Genomic DNA, 22338 nt, shown 5'->3' with positions numbered 1-22338 from the left:
CGTATAATAGAATTACTACCAGAATCACTAACAGGAGTTGCCATGAATTTTACCTTAAGCAGCAAAGCCCTGGACACCATCAGCGCTGACTGCCTTGTGCTGGCGTTACCGCAGAAAGGCGAATGGCCCGCCAGCACCAGCGCGGCAGACAAAGCTCTGGATGGCCTGATTGGCAAGCTGCAAAGCGCCGGTGACATAAGTGGCAAAAACGCATCGGTACAGACTGTTCCGCTGATCGACAGCCATTGGCAGCGCCTGTGTATCGTCGGTACCGGTGATGACGAGAGCCGCACACCAACCAACTATCGCAAGGCTCTAATTGCTGCGATAAACGTTCTCAAAGACGGCCCCTCAAAACATGCCATTGTGGCTCTGACTGACACCCAGCTAACCGGCGACAGCGCAACGACCTCTGAAGGAGCTCGCCTGAGCCTGATCGGCCGCAGTCTGGAAGAGCACCTGTACACGTTTAACCAGTATAAGAGCGAGCAGCCTGCTGCGCGTAAGTTGAATAAAGTCACCGTAACCGCCTCTGTCAGCGACAAAGCTGAAAAAGACGCCTTTAACCTTGGTCTGGCCACCGGCCGCGGCATGAACTTTACCCGCGACCTAGGTAATACCCCGCCCAACATCTGCCACCCGATCTGGCTGGCGGAACAGGCCGAAAAACTTGCCAAAGACCACGACTGCATCAAGACCGAAATTCTTGACGAAAAGCAGATGGCCGAACTGGGCATGAACACCATTCTGGCCGTAGGCAAAGGCAGCAGCCAGCCGTCGCGCTTCATTATAATGGAATACCGTGGCGGCGATGCCAAAGACAAGCCCCACGTGTTGGTGGGTAAAGGCATCACCTTCGACAGCGGCGGCATCAGCCTGAAGTCCGGCGAAGGCATGGACGAGATGAAATACGACATGGGCGGCTCGGCCGCAGTGTTCGGTGCAATGCAGGTAATCGCTGAAGTCAAACCAAAAATTAACATTGTGGCCGTCATCGCAGCGGCTGAAAACATGCCCGACGGCAGCGCCAGCCGCCCCGGCGACATTGTCACCACTATGTCTGGCCAGACCGTTGAAATCCTCAACACCGACGCCGAAGGCCGTCTGGTACTGTGCGACGCCCTGACCTACGTAAAAAGGTTCGACCCTGCGGCCGTTATTGACCTGGCCACCCTCACTGGCGCCTGCATCGTCGCCCTGGGCCACCACGCCACTGGTTTGCTGGCCAACAACGATGACTTGGCCAACGAACTGCTGGCCGCCGGCGACCGCGCCAACGACCGAGCCTGGCGCCTGCCGCTTTGGGAAGAGTATCAGAGCTTGCTCGACAGCAACTTTGCGGATATGGCAAACATCGGCGGACGTGCCGCTGGAACCATCACCGCGGCTTGCTTCCTGGCCCGTTACGCCAAAGATTACCGTTGGGCCCACTTGGACATCGCCGGTACTGCGTGGCATTCCGGCAAAGCCAAAGGCTCTTCAGGCCGCCCGGTACCTCTGCTGGTCGAATACCTGATGTCCCATGCCGGCAACTAAGCCGCCTGCTGTGCATACTGCGGAAACCGGCAGCTCTGCTGCCGGTGCTCCCACACCGGAGGCTGGGCAGGAAGCTAAAAACCAGCGCTACTGGTTCCATATCCTGCTCCAAGACACCCCCGCCGCACGCAATCTACACGCCGCCAAACTGGTCAACAAAGCCTGGCAGCAAGGGGATCGCGTGGGCATTGTGTGCGACACCCTCGAACACGCTCAAGAACTGGACGACCTGCTGTGGAACTTCAGCCCGGATGCCTTCATTCCTCACAGAGTAATGTCCGAAGCCAACACGCCCTGCAAAGACCCCGTCGGCATCCTACTGCATCCGCCGGCCGCCGAAGACTGGGATACCGTAATTATCCTCTGCACCGAATTGCCGGCTCACGCCGATCAATTTAAGCGCTTGGCACTGATAGCTCAGAATGATCCGGTGGTGTTGGATCAGGCCCGCACGCATTTCAAGCAATTACGTGCTCTGGGTATTGAGGCTCGGGTTCACGATCAGCGGTAGCAACAATCTAATCGGTCGTTCAAACCAAAGCGAAAACCCCCACTTCATGGCCCGACCGCGGGCGACCATGTATAATCATGCGTCTAAAATCTCCTCTCGAATTCACCAATACGGTCACCAGCAAAAACCCATGGAAAAAACCTACCAGCCAGAAAACATCGAGCGCCAGTGGTACGACAACTGGGAATCTAAAGGCTACTTCCGCCCCAGCGGCGAGGGCGAGTCTTACAGCATCGCTATTCCGCCACCGAATGTGACCGGCAGCCTGCACATGGGGCATGCCTTCCAGCACACCATTATGGACACCCTCACCCGCTACAAGCGCATGCAAGGCCACAACACCCTGTGGCAGGTAGGCAGTGACCACGCAGGCATAGCCACGCAGATGGTCGTTGAGCGCAAACTGGCTGGGGAAGAAGGCAAAACCCGCCACGATCTGGGCCGTGAAGAGTTCATTAAGCGTATCTGGGAATGGAAGGAAGAATCTGGCGGCACCATTACCGACCAGATGCGCAGGCTGGGTAACTCGGTGGATTGGGACACCGAGCGCTTTACGATGGACGACGGTTTCTACAAGGCCGTGCAGGAAGTGTTTATCCGCCTGTACGAAGACGGCCTGGTCTATCGTGGCAAGCGCCTGGTGAACTGGGATCCGAAGCTGCACACCGCCATTTCCGATCTGGAAGTGGAAAACAAAGAAGAGAAAGGTTTTTTCTGGCACCTGCGCTATCCGCTGGCTGACAGTGCCACCACGCAAGACGGTAAAGATTACCTGGTTGTTGCCACTACCCGCCCGGAAACCATGCTGGGCGACACTGCCGTAGCCGTTCACCCCGACGACGAGCGCTATCAGCATCTGATTGGTACGTTCGTGATGCTACCGCTGGTGAATCGCCGTATTCCAGTGATTGCCGACCACCACGCTGACCCGGAAAAGGGCTCTGGCTGCGTGAAGATTACCCCGGCTCACGATTTTAACGACTACGCCGTAGGCAAGCGCAATAATTTGCCAATGATGAACGTGCTAACCCAAGACGCCAAAATCCGCCAGCAAGCCGAAGTATTCAACAGCGACGGCACTGAAAATACCGATCTGGACGCTTCCCTGCCCGCCGCTTACAGCGGGCTGACCCGGGAAGACGCGCGCAAGCAGATTGTGGCCGATATGAATGCTGCTGGCCTGGTTCAGCTGGTGGAAGACCACGTATTGAGCGTGCCCCGTGGGGACCGTTCCGGCCTGATCATCGAGCCGATGCTGACGGATCAATGGTTTGCCGATGCCAAAACTCTGGCCAAACCAGCCATTGAAGCCGTTGAACAAGGCCGCATCCAGTTTGTGCCCAAGCAATACGAGAACATGTACTTCTCCTGGATGCGCGACATTCAAGATTGGTGTATTTCCCGCCAACTGTGGTGGGGCCACCGGATTCCGGCCTGGTACGACGCCGAGGGCAATATCTACGTGGGCCGCAGTGAAGACGAGGTACGCCAGAAGCACGGTCTGGCGGCCGATTTTTCGCTAAAACAGGACGATGACGTTCTGGACACCTGGTTCAGTTCTGCTCTTTGGACATTTGGCACTCTGGGCTGGCCGGAGATCACCGAGCGGCTAAAGACCTTTCATCCGACAGACGTTCTAGTGACAGGCTTTGACATCATTTTCTTCTGGGTTGCGCGGATGATCATGATGACAACACACTTCATGAAAAATGAAGACGGCACACCCCAGGTTCCATTCAAAACCGTTTACGTTACCGGTCTGATCCGCGACGAAAACGGCGAAAAAATGTCCAAATCCAAGGGCAACGTGATTGACCCGCTGGACATGATCGACGGCATTGACCTGGCGCCGCTGCTGGAAAAGCGCACCGGCAACCTGATGCAGCCGAAGCTGGCCAAGAAAATTGCCAAACAGACCGAAAGAGAATTCCCCGAAGGTATCTCGGCCCACGGCACAGACGCCCTGCGTTTCACCCTGGCGGCCATGGCCACCACCGGCCGTGACATCAACTGGGACATGAAGCGCCTGGAAGGCTACCGCAATTTCTGCAACAAACTGTGGAACGCCGCCCGTTACGTATTGATGAACGTCGAGGGTGAAGACTGCGGCGTGAACGGCGAGCCAGTAGAACTGTCGCTAGCCGACCGCTGGATTATTAGCGCTTTGCAGCAGTGCGAGCAGGATGTGGCCCGCCATTTGGACCAGTACCGCTTTGATCTGGCCTCACAGGCGCTGTACGAGTTTATCTGGAACGAATACTGCGACTGGTATCTAGAGTTGTCCAAGCCTTCACTGAGTGACGACAGCGCCAGTGCTGAAGCCAAGCGTGGCACCCGCCGTACACTGGTGCGCGTACTGGAAACCGTTTTGCGCCTGGCACACCCGATCATGCCATTCATCACCGAGGAAATCTGGCAGCGCATCGCGCCGCTGGCCGGCAAATCCGGTGACAGCATTATGCTTCAGCCGTACCCGCAGGCCGATAACAGCCGCCAAGACAATCAGGCGGTTGCGGACATTGAATGGTTGAAGGGCGTGATTGTGGCGGTGCGTAATATTCGCGGTGAGATGAATATTTCCCCGGCGAAGAAGATTCCGCTGCTGTTCCGTGGTGACAGCGCAGAAGGCCAGCGCCGGATGAATGAGAACCGCCAGTTTTTGAGCTCGTTGGCGAAGCTGGAAAGTCTGGAGTGGTTTGAAGGCGACAATGCACCGATGAGCGCCACGCAACTGGTAGGCGATATGGAAGTGCTGGTGCCCATGGCCGGCCTGATTGACAAGAATGCAGAGCTTAAGCGACTTGATAAAGAGCTGGAGCGTCTAAGTAAGGAAATTGGTCGGCTGGAAGGCAAGCTGGGCAATGAGAAGTTTACCGCCAAGGCACCGGCGGAGGTTGTTGCCAAGGAGCAGGAGAAGCTGACCGAGTTTCAGCGCAATCTGGCGCGTTTGCAGCAGCAGCGTGCTGACATTGAGGCCATGTAAGCATGACTGCAGGCGTTAAGCGTTTCGGGGATGGCGGGCAGATCGCCATTCTTGGAGCGGGTTCAATGGGGCGGCTATGGGCCGCCCTTTTGCCATCTTCTCGTTGTGGGTTTTTGCCGCGACTGGATAGTCTTGGCCAGACCGCTGAGCGCTCTAACATTGCACCTGAAGACGGCACCGGTCATCGGGGGAGCTTCAGCCGTCTGGAGGGCACTCCCGAAACACGCTGTGAATACGTCCTTGTAATCTCTGCTTCGCCGGACACTGGTGTTGCTCGTACACTTGTTAACCTACCGTGGCTTTGTTCGGCTGCTGATATCAGTTTGCTATTGGTGACTACGAAAGCTGGAGATACGCTTTCGGCTCTGGAGAGCTGGCTGCCGTATATTGCTAAAGACACACCCGTTGTTCTTTTTCAAAACGGTTTGGGCAGTCAGCAGGCAGTGACCGAGCGCTGGCCGGGCCGGCCGATTTTAGCGGCTAGCACCACAGAGGGGGCGAATCGACCAGAGCCGGATGTGTTGGTGCATGCCGGCGCCGGGGATACCTGGGTGGGCCCGCTTACCGACTCTGCTTATGACTATACTGAATCGGTGGTCCAGCAGCTGGCACAATCTGGATTACAGGTGCATACCGAAAACAGTATTGTGCAGCGGCTGTGGCAAAAGCTGGTTGTCAACGCCGGAATTAATGCGTTTACCGCACTGCTGGACTGCCCGAATGGTGCCATAGTGGACGCGCCGCTGTATCGGCAGACGATTGACGGGCTATGCACCGAAATCGCTGCTTTACTGCAGGCCAATACCGGTGAACGTACTGCCCCACAAGCGCTGCGGAAGCGGATTGAGGCGGTCGCTAAAAGTACGACCAATAACACGTCGTCGATGCGTGCGGATGTAAACGCCGGGCGTAAAACCGAGATCGATTTTATCAATGGTTACCTTGTGCAGTGCGGGCAGCGCCACGGGATTGCCACACCGGTAAACCAAATGCTGGTTCAGCGAGTACAAGCTCTTTAGCCTTTCAACCAATCAGGCTAGCATTTTAACCAATTAGGAGAATTCCATGGGCAACCGCCTGTCAAAAATCTACACCCGTACCGGAGACGATGGTTCTACCGGTCTGGCCGATGGTAACCGCATTGCCAAGAGCGCCCAGCGCGTTGAGGCCATGGGTACGGCGGATGAATTGAACTGTCACATGGGCTTACTGGTTGAGATGCTGGACAGCGATGATGCGCTGTTTGAGCCCATGCGCCGCATTCAGCATCACCTGTTTGACCTGGGTGGTGAATTTGCGATTCCGGGTAGCATCGTCATCAGCGAGCAGCACATCAGCTGGTTGGAAGGCTTGTTGGATGAGTGGAACGAATCATTGCCACCGTTGAAGAACTTTATTTTGCCCGGTGGCAGCCCGGCCGCAGCTCAGTGCCACATGGCCCGCGCCGTGTGCCGCCGTGCCGAGCGTGTTGTAGTGGCACTCAGCCATGAGGACTCTATCAACCCGCTGGCGCGACAGTACCTGAATCGCTTGTCTGACCTTTTGTTTGTCGCCTCACGGGTGCTGGCACGGCGCGAGGGCGCGGAAGAAATTCTGTGGGAGCAGAAGAAAGCCAGCAGCGATGAACTGCCCCCGCACAAATAGCACCCTAGAAACAGCAACGCCTTTACAGGATTTTGTGCTCGCGCAGCTGCTCCAATGCAGCGGCCACTTGCCCACCCTGATCTGGCAAATCCGCCAGGATTAGAGTCAAATCGCTGTGGCCGGTGTCGGTATCCGTCAGCACCAGCAGACCGTTGGCTTTAAGTGCCAGAGCCAGCGGTGCTTTGAAGCCTTCACTGTATTGCAGATCGTCGTGCTGCAGCGTCGCCACGGCACGGCCGTCGTCAAACAGCACTTTTTCCAAGGAATGAACCAGCGTACGGGCGGCGTTCGCCTCGCCTTTTATATATATTACCGCGGCTTGCTGACCAAAGCGTCGGGCTTTTTGCGATGTGGTCACCTGTGCGCTGTGATGCAGCGCGAAGCCTTGTTGCTGCGAGCTGGGCAAAATCATACCCGCTGCCACGGTGGTGTGGGTTAAGCGATCCACCACAATAAACGACCCGGTACTGCGGAATTCTTTGTAGTTGTCCGCCAACACAGGCTGTTCCAGCGTTAGTTCGCAAAGACCGATTTCGTTCAGCGCCAGAGTATTGGCCTCGGTCTTGTGTAACGAGTTCACATCCACTCGATGGCGAACGGCGGTCACGGCTCCAGCCACGCGGCCGGTCAACAGTTTTATGTCGTACGTTTTTCCCTGCACCAGCGGCTGCTCGGCCATCCACACCAACGTGGCATCAAAACGATCCGTCGTTTGAGGTATCTGTTTGCTGTGCACCAGAATGTCGCCACGGGAAATATCAATCTGATCTTCCAGCGTTAGCGTCACCGACATAGGCGGGAAGGCTTCGCTCAGCTCGCCGTCGTAGGTCACGATGGATTTCACCCTTGATGATTTACCAGACGGCAACACCGTTATGTCATCACCCGGGCGAACCACGCCAGCGGTCAGAGTGCCGCAGTAGCCGCGGAAGTCTCGGTTGGGGCGGTTCACGTATTGCACCGGAAAACGCAGCGTGTCGAAATTCTGGTCGCGGACAATCTCCACACTTTCCAGAGTTTCCATCAACGCTTGCCCCCGATACCAAGGCATGAACTCTGAGCGATTAACCACGTTGTCGCCTTTTAACGCCGACAAAGGCACGAACTGGATGTCTGGCAAGTCCAGCTGATTGGCAAACGCCGAATAATCAGCCTTGATCTGCTCATAGCGTTCCTCGCTGTAATCCACCAGATCCATTTTGTTGATGGCCACTACCGTATGTTTCAGCCCCAGCAGCGACACAATGAAACTGTGGCGGCGGGTTTGTACCTGCACGCCGTAGCGGGCGTCGATCAAAATGATAGCCAGGTCGCAGGTGGAAGCGCCGGTGGCCATATTGCGAGTGTACTGTTCGTGCCCCGGGGTGTCGGCGATGATGAATTTCCGCCGTGCGGTCGAGAAGTAACGGTAGGCCACATCAATGGTAATGCCCTGCTCGCGCTCGGCCTGTAAGCCGTCCACCAGCAACGCCAAATCCAGCTCGTCGCCGGCATTGCCCATTCGTGCGCTGTCGTTGTGAATCGCCTCCAGTTGGTCTTCATAAATCATTTTGGAGTCGTGCAGCAGCCGTCCAATCAGGGTAGATTTGCCGTCGTCTACGCTGCCGCACGTCAGAAAGCGCAGCAATTCCTTGTTTTCGTGCTGGTGCAGGTAGGCGTCGATATCATCGGCAATCAGGTCAGACTGGTGGCTCATAGCGGCACTCCAAAAGGGCGCAATTCAAAGATTGAATTCAGTGGTGCGACAAATGTTTTACAGGTCGCCATCAGACGTACACTTCCATCAAAAGTATCCTTCCATTTTTTTCTTTTCCATAGAGCCCGCTCCATCGCGATCTATCGCCCGCCCCTGGCGCTCGGAGGTTCGTGTTAAAAGCATTTCCTGAATAATGTCCTGCAACGTATCAGCCTCGGAATCCACCGCTCCGGTTAACGGGTAACAGCCCAGGGTGCGGAACCTGACCTTACGCAGTTCCGGCTCTTCGCCCGGGTTCAGAGGCAGGCGCTCGTCGTCCACCATGATCATCATGCCATCGCGGGTAACCACCGGCCGCAGGGCTGCGAAGTACAAAGGTACAATCGGAATACTTTCCAGAAAGATATATTGCCAGATATCCAGTTCGGTCCAATTAGACAGCGGAAATACGCGAATACTTTCGCCCTTGTTGATGCGGGTATTGAACAGATTCCACAACTCCGGCCGCTGATTTTTCGGGTCCCAGCGGTGATGCTTGTCGCGGAATGAGAACACTCGCTCTTTGGCGCGGGATTTTTCCTCATCACGGCGGGCACCGCCGAAAGCGGCGTCAAAGCCATACTTGTTCAACGCCTGTTTCAGGCTCTGGGTTTTCATTATGTCGGTATGCGTGGCCGAGCCGTGGGAAAAAGGCCCGACCCCCATGTCTACGCCCTCCTGGTTGATGTGCACCAGCAGCTCCATGCCCGACTGCGCGGCCATACGGTCGCGAAATTCGATCATTTCACGGAATTTCCAGGTGGTGTCTACGTGCAACAGAGGAAACGGCGGGGTGCCCGGGAAAAACGCCTTGCGGGCAAGGTGAAGCATGACCGCCGAGTCTTTTCCCACTGAGTACAGCATCACCGGATTGTCAAACTCCGCAGCGACTTCACGAATAATCTGGATGCTTTCAGCTTCCAGCTGTTTGAGGTGGGTAAGACGGCGTTCTGGCAAAGAAGTCATTAACGGCGGCCTGCGTAAATCGACGGTTTAAAAGGCCGGCAGATGCCACCGGCTGAATGTGCTACGCAGTATCACAAAGGAAAATAAGATTTTAAAAGAATAAATAAACGTTTATTTATTCTTTTTTAGAATAATGAAAGTCTCGACGACGTGGATCTCAATATTCGATATTTGAATATCAAAATCAATAAATATCATTATAAAGAATAAAGAGCATTGCGTATGATTGTTGTAGAAATTTACATAAGGCGGTGAAACAGTCATGTATCAGTACAATCAGATTGACCAGACACTGGTCGACGAACGGGTGGAGCAATTTCGTGACCAAACCCGCCGGTTTCTGAAGGGCGAACTGCCGGAGGATGAATTTTCTGCGCTGCGGCTGATGAACGGCCTTTACATTCAGCGCCAGGCTCCCATGCTGCGTGTGGCTGTCCCTTACGGACTGTTATCATCAACCCAGATGCGCAAGTTGGCCCACGTTGCCCGCACTTACGACCGCGGCTATGGCCACTTCACCACTCGCACCAACATTCAGTTCAACTGGCCAGAGTTAGCAGCGGTACCAGATATTCTGGCGGAACTGGCTCAGGTGCAGATGCACGCCATTCAAACCTCGGGCAATTGCATTCGTAACACCACCACCGACCCCTACGCCGGTGTAGCGGAAAACGAACTTGAAGATCCGCGCCCTTACTGCGAAATTATCCGCCAGTGGTCCACCCTGCATCCAGAATTTGCTTACTTGCCGCGGAAATTCAAAATTGCCGTCACCGGCGCAACAGAAGACCGCGCAGCGTCTCAGGTGCACGATATTGGCCTGCAAATGGTGCAAAACGCCGATGGCGAAATAGGCTTTGAAGTACTGGTCGGCGGGGGGCTGGGCCGGACGCCCATCATCGGCAAGAGCATTCGTAAGTTCCTGCCCAAACAGCATCTGTTGTCGTATCTGGACGCCATCTTGCGGGTGTACAACCTCAAAGGCCGCCGCGACAACAAGTATAAGGCGCGCATCAAGATTCTGGTGGAGGCTCTGGGCCCTGACGAATTCCGCCGCCTGGTCGAGGAGGAATGGGCCCACATCCGCGATGGCGAGTTGACACTCACCGATGCCGAAATTGCCCGAGCCAAATCGTTTTTCACTCTACCTGATTACGATGCCAACGCCGCCAATGCCGACGCCCATGCGTCTTTAGGCGATTCACTGGCAACCGACATCGAGTTTAACGCCTGGTACCGCCACAACACTCTGGCTCACCGGGTTGACGGTTACCGCATTGCCATTGTTTCGCTGAAACCGTATTTGGAAGCCCCTGGCGACATCACCGATAGCCAGATGGATGCGGTTGCAGACCTGGCTGATCGTTACAGCTTTGGCGAAACTCGCGCCACCCACCATCAGAATTTGGTGCTGACCGATGTGCGCGAGGGCGACCTTTATGCAGTATGGCAGGCGCTGGCGGCGAACAATCTGGCGCGTTCCAACATTGGCACGCTGACCGACATGATTGTGTGCCCGGGGTTTGATTTTTGCTCGCTGGCCAACGCCCGCACGTTGAACATTTCGGACCAGATCAATGAGCATTTTGACGATATGGATCATCTGTACGATCTAGGCGAAATCCGACTAAACATGTCTGGTTGCATCAACGCCTGTGCCCATCACCACGTCGCCGACATCGGCATTCTGGGCGTGGATAAAAAGGGCGAAGACTGGTATCAGATTTCACTCGGCGGGTCGTCTAAAGAAGACGCACGCCTGGGCAAGATTCTAGGAAGGTCGGTACCGGCGAGCGACGTTGCTCTCACCGTGGAAAAAATTCTGGCCGTGTACGTTGACCAGCGCCGCGAAAACGAATCGTTTGCGCAGGTAGTGCTACGTGTGGGCATCAAACCTTTTAAGGAACGTGTGTATGCCACTGCTCATTGACCAGCGCATTGTGACCGAAGACCCCTGGCAGTTACTTGATCAGGCGGCTCTCGACGAGGGATCACCAATACCCGAAAATGGGCCTATTGCTGTACCCATCATTTGGTATCGGCAACACCGGGAAGCACTGCAACAGCGCAACAGCCCGCTGGGCGTGATCGTGAATGGTGATGATGATCTGGCGGCGTTATACGCCGACCACAGCCAACTCGACCTGATTGCCATCGAGTTCCCGACGTTTCGCGATGGCCGCGGATTCAGCATCGCCCGCCAGTTGGTGCGTAGCGGTTTTAATCGGCAAATTCGAGCTCTGGGCCATGTTACCCGCGATCGCCTGGCGCTAATGCAAAGCTCCGGATTTAACGCCTTTGCCATCAATGACGAGCGTTTCCAAACCGATCATCTTCAGGCATTTTCCGAGATTAGCGTAAATTATCAGGGTACGACAGCGGATCCGCGGCCGATTTTTCGTCGCTAAACACGGGTTTGATCGCCTTCAAACATTTTATTCGTCGCTGCTTACAGCGCTGATTTTTAGTCAAAGGACATCGACACCATGAAGCTTGATGTGGCTACGGCCAACCAACAGCTTGCCAACAACCGGCCCCAAGAAATCATAGCGTGGGCCTTAACGCAGGCGCTCAATCCCGTCGTCACGACCAACTTCGGTCCTTACGAAGCCGTGATCCTGCACATGGCGGTTCAAGCCCGGCCGGACATCCAGGTGATATGGATCGATTCGGGTTACAACACCTCTGCCACTTATCGTTTTGCAGAAAAACTGATTGCCCAACTGAAGCTGAATGTGAGCACGTTTATACCGCAGCAGACCGCTGCCCGGCGCAACGTGCTGATGCAGGGCATACCAGAGATTGACCAGCCGCTGCACGAGGAATTTACCCGCCAAGTGAAGTTGGAACCCTTCGCTAGGGCCCTGGCAGAAATTCAACCGGATGTGTGGTTTAACGCCATCCGCAAAGACCAAACCGACTTTCGCCAATCGCTGGACATCGTCTCCACCAGCAAAAGCGGCATTGTGAAAGTGGCACCTTTATTTAACCTGACCAGCGCCGACCTGAATGCCTACCTGGCCGCACACCAATTGCCCGACGAACACGATTATTTCGATCCCACCAAAGCTCTGGAAACCCGCGAGTGCGGGTTACACACTAAGCTCTGATACTGCCCACTCCAGGAGGCTGCCATGGATTTTTTACCACTGTTTTTCAATTTGAACGATCGCCAGGTGTTACTGGTGGGCGGTGGTGATATCGCCCTGCGCAAGGCTCGCCTGCTCAAACGCGCAGGTGTTGGCCTGACTGTGATTTCCCATGCCGTCGATGAGGAACTTCGGGCTCTACTGACCGATGACCGAGACGAGATCATTTTGGGGGATTATCACAGCGACCTGCTGGAGGGGAAAACCTTGGTGGTCGCCGCCACCGACGACGCCGAGTTACACCGTCAGGTTCACGCCGAGGCGGTAGCGCGAAATATCCCCATCAATGTGGTGGATACGCCCAAGCTGTGCAGCTTCATATTTCCGGCCATCGTCGACCGCTCGCCCATTGTGATTGGCATTACCTCCGGGGGGCAGTCACCGGTGCTGGCGCGGCTATTAAGGGCTCGCCTGGAGACCCTTATCCCCAAAGGCTATAGCAGCCTCGGTGGTTTGGTAGGGCGCTTTCGCGATCGGGTTAAGGCGCGTTTCAATTCGCTCAATGACCGGCGTCAATTTTGGGAAAACGTGCTGGAAGGACAAATTGCCGAAAAGGTGTTTTCCGGTCGCCATGACGAAGCCGAATCCATGCTGGTGTCGGCCATCAACCGGGGCGACGCTGGTCATAAAACCGGCGAGGTGTATCTGGTCGGTGCTGGCCCGGGTGATCCAGAGCTGCTGACGTTTAAGGCGCTGCGTCTGATGCAGCAGGCTGACGTGGTGTTTTACGACAATCTGGTATCGCCAGGAGTGCTGGATTTGTGCCGGCGCGACGCCGACCTGATTTACGTCGGCAAGCGTCGAGATCATCACACGGTGCCGCAAGACGACATTAATGCTCTGCTGGTAAAACACGCCAAACTGGGGCGGCGGGTGGTGCGGCTTAAAGGCGGTGATCCGTTTATTTTCGGACGCGGCGGTGAAGAACTGGAAGAGCTCAAAGCCCATGGCATACCATTCCAGGTGGTACCGGGCATTACCGCCGCCAGCGCGTGTTCGACCTACGCCGGCATTCCACTGACCCACCGTGGCTATGCCCAATCAGTCAAGTTTGTAACCGGCCAGTTAAAAAATCGACAACAAGCCCTCGATTTCAAAGAACTGATACAGCCCAATCAAACAGTCGTGTTCTATATGGGGCTGCACACACTGCCGCAAATCAGTGCCGGCCTGATGGCTCATGGCCGGGCGCCAGATACACCGATTGCCATTGTCTCCCACGGTACCTCAGTCGATCAGAAAGTGCTGATTGGCACTTTGGCCGATATCGCCACCAAACAGGAGCAGGCTCAGCTGCCGGCGCCCGCGTTGATTATTGTGGGAAACGTAGTTCGCCTTTACGAAAAGCTGGCTTGGTTTGGTGAGACTGCGCCCAGCGACAACATTACCCACGCCTTGGGCATGGTGCGCAGCGAGGCCAGGTTCACTGAGGCAAACGTGGCCTGAGCCGCTTCTAGACCCGAAACGTCTCTACCAGTTGCTGCAACGACGCCGTTAGCCGTGACATTTCCTGGGACGAGTCCAATGTGCCCCGGGCGTTCTGCGCCGTTGCCAAGCCCAGTTCGCCAATTTGTGCCACGCTGGCATTAACGTCGCGGCTGACAGCCGATTGTTCCTCTGCTGCCTGGGCGATCTGTTGACTCATATCGACAATGGTCGAAATACCGGCAGCAATGCGGTTCAGCGCATCGGTCACCAGCGCAGACTTCTGCACGGTCGCTTCAGTCACCTGATGGCTGTTTGTCATCGCAGTAACCGCCCCTTTAACGCCACTCTGCAAACGCGAGATCATCTTTTCAATTTCTTCAGTGGATTTGTGAGTGCGCTGAGACAAGGACCGCACCTCGTCAGCTACCACCGCAAAACCACGGCCTTGATCTCCGGCCCGAGCCGCTTCAATGGCCGCATTCAGCGCCAGCAGGTTGGTTTGTCCGGCGATGGCCTTGATTTCCACCAGCACCTTACTGATGTCGCTGCTGTCAGAACTGACCCGGTGAATCGCGTCTACAGCGCTGGAAATTTCCGTCGCCAACTGGTGAATCGTCGCCACCGAGTCGGCTACAGTCTGGCGCCCGGTCTCGGTATCTTTTTCGGCAGCTCCGGCGCTATCAGCTACCCGATGGGCGCTCTCGGTCACTTCATTGACCGCATCCGTCATCTGACTCATAGCCTCCTGAATTTGCTCACTTTCGTGCATCTGCCGACTCACCGCATCGCTGGTCGCTACCGCCGTAACATTTACCCGACTCGCCTGCTGATCTACCTCTGCGGTGGTGTTACCCACCGAGCGGATCAGGCTGGCAATGCGGTCAGTCATGCTGTTAAATTCGCCAGTCAGTTCACCCAGTTCATCACGATTACTAAGTTCGATGCGAGCTGTCATATCACCCGATGCCACTTGCCTCGCAGAATCGGCAAAACGGTTAATAGCGGTGCGTACTGATATGAAAAATCCAATGTACAGATACACCACTAGAATTAGCACGCACAGCAGCGAAACGATAATCAACGTGCGTTGAGTGGTTTCGAAATGAAGACGGTTGCCCAGATTTTGCAACAAACCATTAAATGCCACAGCGCCGAGGCGCTGATGGTCCAGCAAATACTCGCTCACGGTACTGTCATAGGTTTCCCAGCTCATTTCAAGCCGCACTGGCGTCAGTACGTTGGCGTCCACAAAAGCTTGGGTTTGCAGCAGGCTGGCGCTGACTTTCTTTACACCGGCAGCGTGGCCTGCAAGTAAAGGCGACGCCTCCTGCGCCACCGTCAACGCAGGACCGAGCAAAGAAGCCTGATTAGTCAAGTGATCGTAAATCCGGTTCAGCTGATCGCCCAGATCGTAACTTAATTGCCCTTCCAGCAACGCGTAAATGCCATAGGATCGAGCCTGGCCGATCGCACTGCGCGCCTCGGGCAAAGAGTCGCCCAATAACTTCAACAACACCAGGTTTTCCCGCGAATCGGTTTGCGCAAGGCCCGACAACTCCACGGTAGCGGGTAACAGGGTTGACGCTTTCTGCACAAACTCCTGGTTATAGGTGAACTGGGCGTCAAACCGGTTATTAATTACCTGCGTGGAACGCAGAGTATTCCAGGCTTCGCGCAATTGGTTGGCTTGGGCGGCCCATACTCCACCGCGATCAAACTCGGGAGCAGCACTGTTCAAACGAGCAATTGCGGCATCAACAGCCGCAGCCGCTTGGTCTGCACGGGCATGCAGTTCCTTGTCGTCGCTGAATGCCGCTACCGATTGATAATCGCGATAATCAATAGCGCGGCGTAGGATTTCATCCGCTTGCTCTAGCTGTGTCAAGCCAGCCTTGCTGTTGGTCGTAATTGCCAAGGAATGGTTAAGCTGAGTAATGACCAGCCAGGACAGCCCTGCAATGGGCAGCAAAAAGAGGAAGCTAATGAGGCTGAATTTAAAAATCATCGGTAGCCGATTCATCAACGCAATGGCTGGAGCAATCAATTTTTTCACATGTTTCGCCGCTTTATTAAATTCTGCATTTTTATTATTCAACTTGAGTGTCGCCCAAGACCTTAAAACCAGAGCTTTTTTTGTTAGAAAATGTAACAGCATGCCCTGCACTCGGCTAGGCCACGCCGGCGATCACCATCAATGCCAGTAGGCACAGCCATACCAGCATACTGCGGTTAAGCAGATCGCGAATGGCGGTCAAGCTACGTTCACCATAGCTCTGCCAGTCTTGCGGGTGTAATAAGGCAAATCGGCCTGGGTCCAGCGCGTAACCGCTCAAAGCACCATCGGCAGCGGCTATCAGCAGCCTTGCTACTGGCAATTGCCAGTGGCCCCGGCCTTGGCGACGTTGCCGCAGCCAGCCGGCCAAGTCACCAGCCAGGCCAAAGGTCAGCGCGAGCAACTGCGCCGGCAACCAACCGCCCCATTCGCGCCAACGCTCACACTGGCCACATTTGCCAGATTGCGGCCAGCTCTGCCCCAATGCAACCAGGCCGCTTGCCAGCACCGCGGCAGAAATTCCGCCTGCCGCATACCAGAACAGCACCATAAAATAACGCCAGAATACTTGCGCCATTAACGCCTCAGAGATTGCCAGCTGCATGGTTTCAGGCGATAGCGCTGCGCCGCGCTGATGCGCCGGTAGCAGATGCTGGATATAGCGCCAGGCTGCCTGCATGTCACCCCGGCGCCATGCCCGGGCGTAATTTGCCAGATGCTGACGCCAGCCAGGCATACCCAGCAACAGCAGAAGCAATAGCAATTCCAGTGACCATCCCACCAAGAGCCAGTGGTGGTGTTGCCAGTAACTCTGCGCCAGCCAAACCACGGCGGTCGGAATAGCCACCGCCAATAACGGCGCCAAAGCACTCGTTCTTTCGGGAAGGCTTTGCGGCAGGCGTTGCCTCAAGCTTTCAAACCAACTGCGCCATAGCTGATGGCCATCAAGCTGATCGCGACTATCCAGCCGTCGCCGCAGCAGGTAGGCCAGCACAAATATAAACAGCGTCATAATCTGTCCTTTGTCGATTTTGCCAGGCTTTGATGCAGCCGCGACCAGTCAAACGCTGGCCCGGGATCGGTTTTTCGCCCCGGCGCAATGTCGCTGTGGCCGGTAATCTCGTCAACACCAATTTCTGGCCAAGTCGCCATAATTTGATGACAAACAGCGGACAATGCCTGGTATTGATCCTCGGTATAAGGCACATCGTCACTGCCCTCAAGCTCAATGCCGATGGAAAAATCGTTGCACTCGTCCTGGTCGCAAAAACGTGAACGGCCAGCGTGCCAGGCACGATCCAGCAGGCTGACAAACTGAATAAGCGTGCCATCACGGCGTATCAGCAGGTGGGCTGAAACAGTCATTGTGGCGATGGTCTGAAAATACGGGTGAGCCTTGATGTCTAGCCGGTTGCAGAAGAAATCTTCAATTTCAGGGCCCCCGAACTGGCCCGGCGGCAAGCTGATGCAGTGCACAACAATCAGGCTTACCTGGCTAGTCGCGGGCCGCGCACCAAAGTTAGGAGACGGTCGCCAGAGGGCACCATCTATTCTGCCGTTTGCACGCAGTGTGGCTGCCGTCTTAGCAGCTAGGGTAAACGCAGAGTGGGGAGTTTGAGGCAAGGCGAATCCTGATTCAACGAAGTGGGATAGCTCCGATTGAATCACAAAGCGTCACCGTGTGCCACGGCACGCTGCAATCTTCAAAAGCGGCGACTGGTGCGCAGGTTATCAATAATCGACTCCAGAGCCCGGTCAAAAATCAAACCGTCGTCCAGTATTTGAATATGGCCTTGGGCCATCATTTCCGCCAACTCGTTGCGCCGATATTCGGCGACTTTGGCACCACTGCGATTTACAAATATGTACTTATCGACCGCTCGAATAAACGCCGCAAGCTTACAGCGAATCTGACTGCCATCGCGATGCAGCTCGAGCCAGCAACCAACTCGCAAACCATCGGCTTTGGCCAGCCATTCCTCGGCAACGACCGGCTGAGCTCTTGTGGGCTCTGAAACCTCCGGCTCTGGCACCCGGGCAAACACCGCTTCTTCTGGGTCATCTGCGGCAACTGGCAAGGCAGGCGCCAGGCAACTGGCGCCTACTGAAGTGTCTGTCGTGACTGAAGCCACAGCACCCGCTCTGACAGCCGGCGATTCCTGGCTGTCGTCAATCTGAGCATGATCATTGTCGGCGGTTTCACTGGGCGTAATCACCAGGCGCTGAAACACATCCAGATGCACCAGTTCCAGATCACGGATCACCATTTCTACCGACAAACCATCCCAGGCCACACCTTCCAGAGCCCCACGCAACTGCTCAATCACTTGCGGTATGGCTTGTTGCAACAACTCATGGGTCGTTGCCGTCAGGGGTACTGGGTCAATAGTCCAGATCAACTGCTCGGTTAGCGTCTTGGCTCGTTGCCAGGCTTTGCTATCGATGCTTTCATGAAGCGCCAGCCAATGCAGGTAGTGGCTCCAGGGACCATTCAGCATCTCTTGCACCGGCTCGGGTAATAACCGGCCATCCATTGCTTTGCTCAGCAGTTCTTTGGCGTCTGCGGTTGCCTGCTCATGGCGTGCACGGCCATCTTCTGCATCACGCAGGCGTTGCTCTACCAAGTCACTGCGGCGTTGGTCCAGATCAGAGAACTGGTTGAAATTGTCCAACAACTCGTTGAACAGCGAGACGTCTGTGGAAAACTCCGCCAGTATTCGGTTGACCACCGCGCTGATTTTATCCAGTAAGGGGTCGCGCTGGCCGGGGCGTTTTTCAGTCCAGCCAGTGGCGGCCAGTGCCATTTCGTTAAGCAACTTGCGTGCAGGGTGGCCACCGCGGTTGAAGAAATTCTTGTCTGTTAGCGCTACTTTCAGTATCGGTATCTGCAGCCGCCCCAACAGGCTTTTCATCACCGAATGCAAATGGCGGTCGTCCAGAATAAACTCGAACAACATAGCCACCAGATTAATGACGTCGTTGTCCACTTGGCCGGGCCGCAGTGACTGGCCAGACGAATTCTGTAACACCGTTTGCAGCTGCTGGTTCAGGGGTACCAGCGGCGCACCGGGATCGTTACCAAATGCTGTCTGAACCTGGCTCAGCCGCGCCAGCAGCGCATCGGTTTGCAGCCACTGACCACCACTGGCAGGAGCCTGACCGTCACCATAAGCAGGCTGAGCCTGCCGCAGAAGCGCGCTTAATTGCGAAAAAATAGCGGCAGAGACCTCTGCCTGAGGCTGCCCCACCCCGTATCCATCTGCCTCTCGATACACTGCTGATGGCGGCGGCACAGGCGCATCCTGGCGGCTGCGAGTCGTTTGCACCGGCCTGACAGCTTTGCTGTCAGGCAGAACACCTTCTTTGATCAGGGTCACATTGGCCTCGTGATAAACCTCGCCGAGGCTAGTCACCAGCAGTTGATCAAACAATTTCAGCACTATCAGTCGTGCTTTTATGTCAACGTCAAGATTTTTGCTGGCCGCGGCCAGTCCACCGCACAGAACTTCCGGGCACAAGGGCATCTGGTCGTCTTCCAGAGTCACACCGGGTAATAAATGGCGCACGCGCAAGCTCAGGTGACGTAACGCTTCGCTGTATTGGTAACGCAGTTTTGTGACCATATTATCGATGGCCACCTGCTGTTCAAGTTCGGCGTGATCCAGCAGGCTAAGGGAACCTTCGTCGACACTGTCGAAGCTCGGAACGGTGCTCTGCGGGCGGAACTTGCCAATATCGTTGAAGGCCTGACCAACGTGATGCAACACCGCGACTGTCATCGACTTTCGACGCAGACGAAGCTCACGCATGGCGTCAAAATAGCGGGTTTGTTCCTGATCAGTGCCGGCGCGATCGGCGAGTTCGAACAGAGCATCGTCAGCGCGATCAAAAAATTGATTCAGCACAGTACGGATACTCTGGGCAGACGCATCCCGTAGCCGAATTAACGCAGTCGGCAAAAAAAAGCGGGACGTCGAACCCTGTCCAGTGATGTTGACAACTTTTTTGTCCCGCACTATATCTACCTCCTGCTTATGCCGAACTGCTTTTTCCTTTGCCTGTCTAAATATACTTGCAATAGTATCATAAAGCCTTGATGCGTCAGCATGTGTCAGGATTTGTCAGGATTTGTCAGGATTTGTAGAGTCTTGAACTAGATCACACTCGGCAACGTGTGCGCGACGGTTGGCGAACGCCGGCAGGCGCGATAAACTCCGTTTCTGCCTATTTGTGCCACGTGCACCTAACTTCTCTGCCGTTACGGACACCACACCATGATCAGTGTCGAACTTCTGCGCCAGTCCAGAATTGAAACGGTCGCCCACAGTCTGCGCGAAGACATTGGCGACTGTGACATTACTGCACAACTCATCGCCGCCGACACCCGCGCTAGCGGCCGCGTGATTACCCGCGAACACGCCGTTATTGCCGGCCGCGAATGGGTAGATGAAGTATTTCGCCAAGTTGATTGCGACGTTGTTCTGGACTGGCAGGTGGCAGACGGCCAACGCGTCGAACCCGGTCAACTACTGTACCGCATGAATGGTCTGGCCCGCAGCCTGCTGACCGCCGAGCGTGCAGCCTTAAACTGGCTTCAAACCCTGTCTGCGGTAGCCACCAACGCCGCCCATTACGCGGCGCTGATCAGCCACACTCGTACGCAGCTGCTGGATACCCGCAAAACCCTGCCTGGCTTACGCCTGGCGCAAAAATACGCGATCACCTGTGGCGGCTGCAGTAATCATCGTTTGGGGTTGTGGGACGCTTTTCTGATCAAAGAAAACCACATTGCGGCCTGCGGTTCTATTGCGGCCGCTGTGCGTGCAGCGCGGGAACTGGCGCCAGGCAAACCGGTAGAAGTGGAAACCGAGGATCTGAACGAACTGCAGCAGGCGCTGGATGCTGGCGCCGACATCATCATGCTTGACGAGTTTTCCTTGGCGGATATGCGCGCAGCAGTGGCACAAGCTGCAGGCAAAGCCCGCCTTGAAGCGTCTGGCGGCATTGACGACAGCACCTTGGTGGCCATCGCCGAAACCGGTGTGGACTTTATCTCTTTAGGTACGCTGACAAAAAACCTGCGGGCCGTAGACCTGTCCATGCGCCTGGACGCCTGAGCGGCCATCACATTTCGTGGCCTGGCGATAGCGCTCAGCCGGGCTTTGCGCCCAGCAGTTCGTCCAGGGCTGCCAATTCGCGAATCAACGCCTGCCCGGGGCCGGAACCGCTGCGATAGTGCTCTTCTGCCATAGGCGCCACGCCGCTGACCATGGGTAACGGCTGATCATCTTCAACCAGCTGTTTCAACCGCGCTAAAAGCACAAACTGCAGCCACTGCTCAAAGCTCATGGTATCCAGGCAAAACGGCTCGCGGCTGAGGTACTTTTCAGCGGCCAAAGGCTCGCTTTGCCAACAATTCATCTGACGCAGCTGAATTTCAATAGCCAGCAGACGGTCAGCAACTTGGTAAGTATGGCCAAGGGTATCGTGTCCGTCTTTCATTCTTGCGCCGTTGGCGCCGCTTCGGCAGCCAGTGGTTCGCCATGAAGAAGTCGGTAAAGGTCTTCAAACTGCTGGGTTAGCGGGTGTCGCGGTGCCATATGAATCAGCGGTTGGTGACACTGGTGAGACTCTTTCATTTTCACCGAACTAGACAAGCGCACCGACAGTACCGGCAAACCTTCCTGCTCCAGTTCAGCCAATAGCTTGGCCGGCAGACTAGCGCGGGCCTGAAACTGATTGGCAACAATACCTTCAATACTCAGCTCCGGGTTGTGGTCCTCCTGCAGCTCTTGAATTTCGTGAATGATGCTGTAAAGCGCTTGGCGCGCGAAGTCATCACAATCAAAAGGGATCAGGCAGCGCTGGGCTCCAATCAACGCCGAGCGGGTGTAAAAATTCAGTGCCGGCGCAGTATCGATGTAAATGTCGTCGAAATGTTGATCCAGCTTTTTCAGGGCTTCGCGCAGTTTGTAGATTTTGTGCTTGGCTTCAAGCTTGCGTTCCAAAAACTCCAACTCCGGGCTGGAAGGCAGCACCCAAAGGTTTTTAAAAGGCGTTGCGTGCACAAACGATTCTTCCGGGCGCCGGTTGAACACCGTGAACGACAAGGTCTGCTCCAGCAAATCGGCCGCGTTATTATCGAGCTCGGCGGCAGGCCGACCCATCAGGTAATGGGTTGAATTGCCCTGCGGGTCAAGATCAACCACTAAAGTGCGTTTGCCGCGGGCCGCACTGATCGCGGCCAGATTGCAGGTAATACTGGACTTGCCGACACCGCCTTTCTGATTGAATACCACCCGTCTCATCGCTCGTCTCCTTACTTGTGTATTA

At 55.5% G+C, this 22338-nt stretch carries 17 protein-coding genes and 1 pseudogene; 10 read left to right on the top strand and 8 right to left on the bottom strand.

Translation table 11 applies throughout. From position 1 onward, the window contains the following. Nucleotides 1-42: 42 nt before the first annotated feature. The 5 genes from ABA45_RS06910 to ABA45_RS06890 all read left to right on the top strand — a co-directional run bounded on the left by ABA45_RS06910 (nucleotide 43) and on the right by ABA45_RS06890 (nucleotide 6674). Entirely contained in the window at nucleotides 43-1536 is a 1494-nt protein-coding gene (locus ABA45_RS06910; RefSeq protein ID WP_048384882.1) for a leucyl aminopeptidase, read from the top strand. Continuing rightward, nucleotides 1523-2047, top strand: coding sequence for a DNA polymerase III subunit chi (locus ABA45_RS06905; protein ID WP_048384881.1), 525 nt, complete (start codon nucleotides 1523-1525; stop codon nucleotides 2045-2047). The genes ABA45_RS06910 and ABA45_RS06905 overlap by 14 nt, the downstream gene beginning before the upstream one ends. Before the next feature lie 130 nt (nucleotides 2048-2177). Further along, complete coding sequence (locus tag ABA45_RS06900) at nucleotides 2178-5030, top strand: valine--tRNA ligase (RefSeq protein ID WP_048384880.1); 2853 nt, start codon at nucleotides 2178-2180, stop codon at nucleotides 5028-5030. Nucleotides 5031-5032: 2 nt separating this feature from the next. Further along, entirely contained in the window at nucleotides 5033-6049 is a 1017-nt protein-coding gene (locus tag ABA45_RS06895; protein ID WP_048384879.1) for a ketopantoate reductase family protein, read from the top strand. A 46-nt stretch (nucleotides 6050-6095) separates the two neighbouring features. After that, nucleotides 6096-6674 carry a cob(I)yrinic acid a,c-diamide adenosyltransferase gene (locus tag ABA45_RS06890; protein ID WP_048384878.1) on the top strand — a complete coding sequence of 193 codons (579 nt, stop codon included), beginning with the start codon at nucleotides 6096-6098 and terminating at the stop codon, nucleotides 6672-6674. A gap of 196 nt (nucleotides 6675-6870) precedes the next feature. Here ABA45_RS06890 and cysN read toward each other — a convergent pair. Further along, nucleotides 6871-8370 (bottom strand): annotated as a pseudogene (gene cysN / locus ABA45_RS06885) (sulfate adenylyltransferase subunit CysN); the annotation flags it as partial. Nucleotides 8371-8457: 87 nt separating this feature from the next. Further along, nucleotides 8458-9375 (bottom strand): sulfate adenylyltransferase subunit CysD, encoded by a 918-nt coding sequence (gene cysD / locus ABA45_RS06880; protein ID WP_014870767.1) that lies wholly within the window; start codon nucleotides 9373-9375, stop codon nucleotides 8458-8460. 262 nt (nucleotides 9376-9637) lie between these two features. Here cysD and ABA45_RS06875 point away from each other — a divergent pair, with 262 nt between their 5' ends. From ABA45_RS06875 to cysG, 4 genes are all read left to right on the top strand, one after another. Next, on the top strand, nucleotides 9638-11305 hold the full coding sequence (locus ABA45_RS06875) for a nitrite/sulfite reductase (RefSeq protein WP_048384876.1): 1668 nt from the start codon (nucleotides 9638-9640) through the stop codon (nucleotides 11303-11305). Next, nucleotides 11289-11783, top strand: a complete 495-nt coding sequence (locus tag ABA45_RS06870) for a DUF934 domain-containing protein (RefSeq protein ID WP_048384875.1) — start codon at nucleotides 11289-11291, stop codon at nucleotides 11781-11783. The genes ABA45_RS06875 and ABA45_RS06870 overlap by 17 nt, the downstream gene beginning before the upstream one ends. Nucleotides 11784-11861: 78 nt before the next feature. Further along, nucleotides 11862-12485: a phosphoadenosine phosphosulfate reductase domain-containing protein gene (locus ABA45_RS06865; protein WP_048384874.1), complete on the top strand. Its 624-nt coding sequence runs from the start codon at nucleotides 11862-11864 to the stop codon at nucleotides 12483-12485. A 24-nt stretch (nucleotides 12486-12509) separates the two neighbouring features. Beyond that, on the top strand, nucleotides 12510-13970 hold the full coding sequence (gene cysG, locus ABA45_RS06860) for a siroheme synthase CysG (RefSeq protein WP_048384873.1): 1461 nt from the start codon (nucleotides 12510-12512) through the stop codon (nucleotides 13968-13970). Nucleotides 13971-13977: 7 nt separating this feature from the next. Here cysG and ABA45_RS06855 read toward each other — a convergent pair whose 3' ends face one another. The 4 genes from ABA45_RS06855 to ABA45_RS06840 all read right to left on the bottom strand — a co-directional run bounded on the left by ABA45_RS06855 (nucleotide 13978) and on the right by ABA45_RS06840 (nucleotide 20021). Further along, nucleotides 13978-16005, bottom strand: coding sequence for a methyl-accepting chemotaxis protein (locus tag ABA45_RS06855; RefSeq protein ID WP_048388770.1), 2028 nt, complete (start codon nucleotides 16003-16005; stop codon nucleotides 13978-13980). Between the two features lie 115 nt (nucleotides 16006-16120). Next, nucleotides 16121-17017 (bottom strand): regulatory signaling modulator protein AmpE, encoded by an 897-nt coding sequence (gene ampE, locus ABA45_RS06850; RefSeq protein ID WP_048384872.1) that lies wholly within the window; start codon nucleotides 17015-17017, stop codon nucleotides 16121-16123. Then, nucleotides 17014-17628 carry a 1,6-anhydro-N-acetylmuramyl-L-alanine amidase AmpD gene (gene ampD, locus ABA45_RS06845; RefSeq protein ID WP_048384871.1) on the bottom strand — a complete coding sequence of 205 codons (615 nt, stop codon included), beginning with the start codon at nucleotides 17626-17628 and terminating at the stop codon, nucleotides 17014-17016. Before ampD ends, ampE begins: the two co-directional genes overlap by 4 nt. An 80-nt stretch (nucleotides 17629-17708) precedes the next feature. Further along, nucleotides 17709-20021 (bottom strand): DUF1631 domain-containing protein, encoded by a 2313-nt coding sequence (locus ABA45_RS06840; protein ID WP_227506159.1) that lies wholly within the window; start codon nucleotides 20019-20021, stop codon nucleotides 17709-17711. Between the two features lie 258 nt (nucleotides 20022-20279). Between ABA45_RS06840 and nadC the strand changes: the two genes are divergently transcribed. After that, on the top strand, nucleotides 20280-21122 hold the full coding sequence (gene nadC / locus ABA45_RS06835) for a carboxylating nicotinate-nucleotide diphosphorylase (RefSeq protein ID WP_048384869.1): 843 nt from the start codon (nucleotides 20280-20282) through the stop codon (nucleotides 21120-21122). Between the two features lie 34 nt (nucleotides 21123-21156). Here nadC and ABA45_RS06830 read toward each other — a convergent pair whose 3' ends face one another. Both ABA45_RS06830 and ABA45_RS06825 read right to left on the bottom strand, forming a co-directional pair. Next, nucleotides 21157-21507 carry a YqcC family protein gene (locus tag ABA45_RS06830; protein ID WP_048384868.1) on the bottom strand — a complete coding sequence of 117 codons (351 nt, stop codon included), beginning with the start codon at nucleotides 21505-21507 and terminating at the stop codon, nucleotides 21157-21159. After that, nucleotides 21504-22313: a ParA family protein gene (locus ABA45_RS06825; RefSeq protein ID WP_048384867.1), complete on the bottom strand. Its 810-nt coding sequence runs from the start codon at nucleotides 22311-22313 to the stop codon at nucleotides 21504-21506. The genes ABA45_RS06830 and ABA45_RS06825 overlap by 4 nt, the downstream gene beginning before the upstream one ends. Nucleotides 22314-22338: the final 25 nt, after the last annotated feature.

The sequence above is a fragment of the Marinobacter psychrophilus genome (assembly GCF_001043175.1).
GTDB classification, from domain to species: domain Bacteria; phylum Pseudomonadota; class Gammaproteobacteria; order Pseudomonadales; family Oleiphilaceae; genus Marinobacter; species Marinobacter psychrophilus.
The sequence above is the reverse complement of the archived record's forward strand: the minus strand, read 5'-3'. Positions and strand labels throughout refer to the sequence as shown.

What these genes read in the sequence shown, in the direction of transcription:
- ABA45_RS06910 (WP_048384882.1), top strand. Translation starts at nt 43, where the DNA reads ATGAATTTTACCTTAAGCAGCAAAGCCCTGGACACCATCAGCGCTGAC.
- ABA45_RS06905 (WP_048384881.1), top strand. Translation starts at nt 1,523, where the DNA reads ATGCCGGCAACTAAGCCGCCTGCTGTGCATACTGCGGAAACCGGCAGC.
- ABA45_RS06900 (WP_048384880.1), top strand. Translation starts at nt 2,178, where the DNA reads ATGGAAAAAACCTACCAGCCAGAAAACATCGAGCGCCAGTGGTACGAC.
- ABA45_RS06895 (WP_048384879.1), top strand. Translation starts at nt 5,033, where the DNA reads ATGACTGCAGGCGTTAAGCGTTTCGGGGATGGCGGGCAGATCGCCATT.
- ABA45_RS06890 (WP_048384878.1), top strand. Translation starts at nt 6,096, where the DNA reads ATGGGCAACCGCCTGTCAAAAATCTACACCCGTACCGGAGACGATGGT.
- cysD (WP_014870767.1), bottom strand. Translation starts at nt 9,375, where the DNA reads ATGACTTCTTTGCCAGAACGCCGTCTTACCCACCTCAAACAGCTGGAA.
- ABA45_RS06875 (WP_048384876.1), top strand. Translation starts at nt 9,638, where the DNA reads ATGTATCAGTACAATCAGATTGACCAGACACTGGTCGACGAACGGGTG.
- ABA45_RS06870 (WP_048384875.1), top strand. Translation starts at nt 11,289, where the DNA reads ATGCCACTGCTCATTGACCAGCGCATTGTGACCGAAGACCCCTGGCAG.
- ABA45_RS06865 (WP_048384874.1), top strand. Translation starts at nt 11,862, where the DNA reads ATGAAGCTTGATGTGGCTACGGCCAACCAACAGCTTGCCAACAACCGG.
- cysG (WP_048384873.1), top strand. Translation starts at nt 12,510, where the DNA reads ATGGATTTTTTACCACTGTTTTTCAATTTGAACGATCGCCAGGTGTTA.
- ampE (WP_048384872.1), bottom strand. Translation starts at nt 17,017, where the DNA reads ATGACGCTGTTTATATTTGTGCTGGCCTACCTGCTGCGGCGACGGCTG.
- nadC (WP_048384869.1), top strand. Translation starts at nt 20,280, where the DNA reads ATGATCAGTGTCGAACTTCTGCGCCAGTCCAGAATTGAAACGGTCGCC.
- ABA45_RS06830 (WP_048384868.1), bottom strand. Translation starts at nt 21,507, where the DNA reads ATGAAAGACGGACACGATACCCTTGGCCATACTTACCAAGTTGCTGAC.
- ABA45_RS06825 (WP_048384867.1), bottom strand. Translation starts at nt 22,313, where the DNA reads ATGAGACGGGTGGTATTCAATCAGAAAGGCGGTGTCGGCAAGTCCAGT.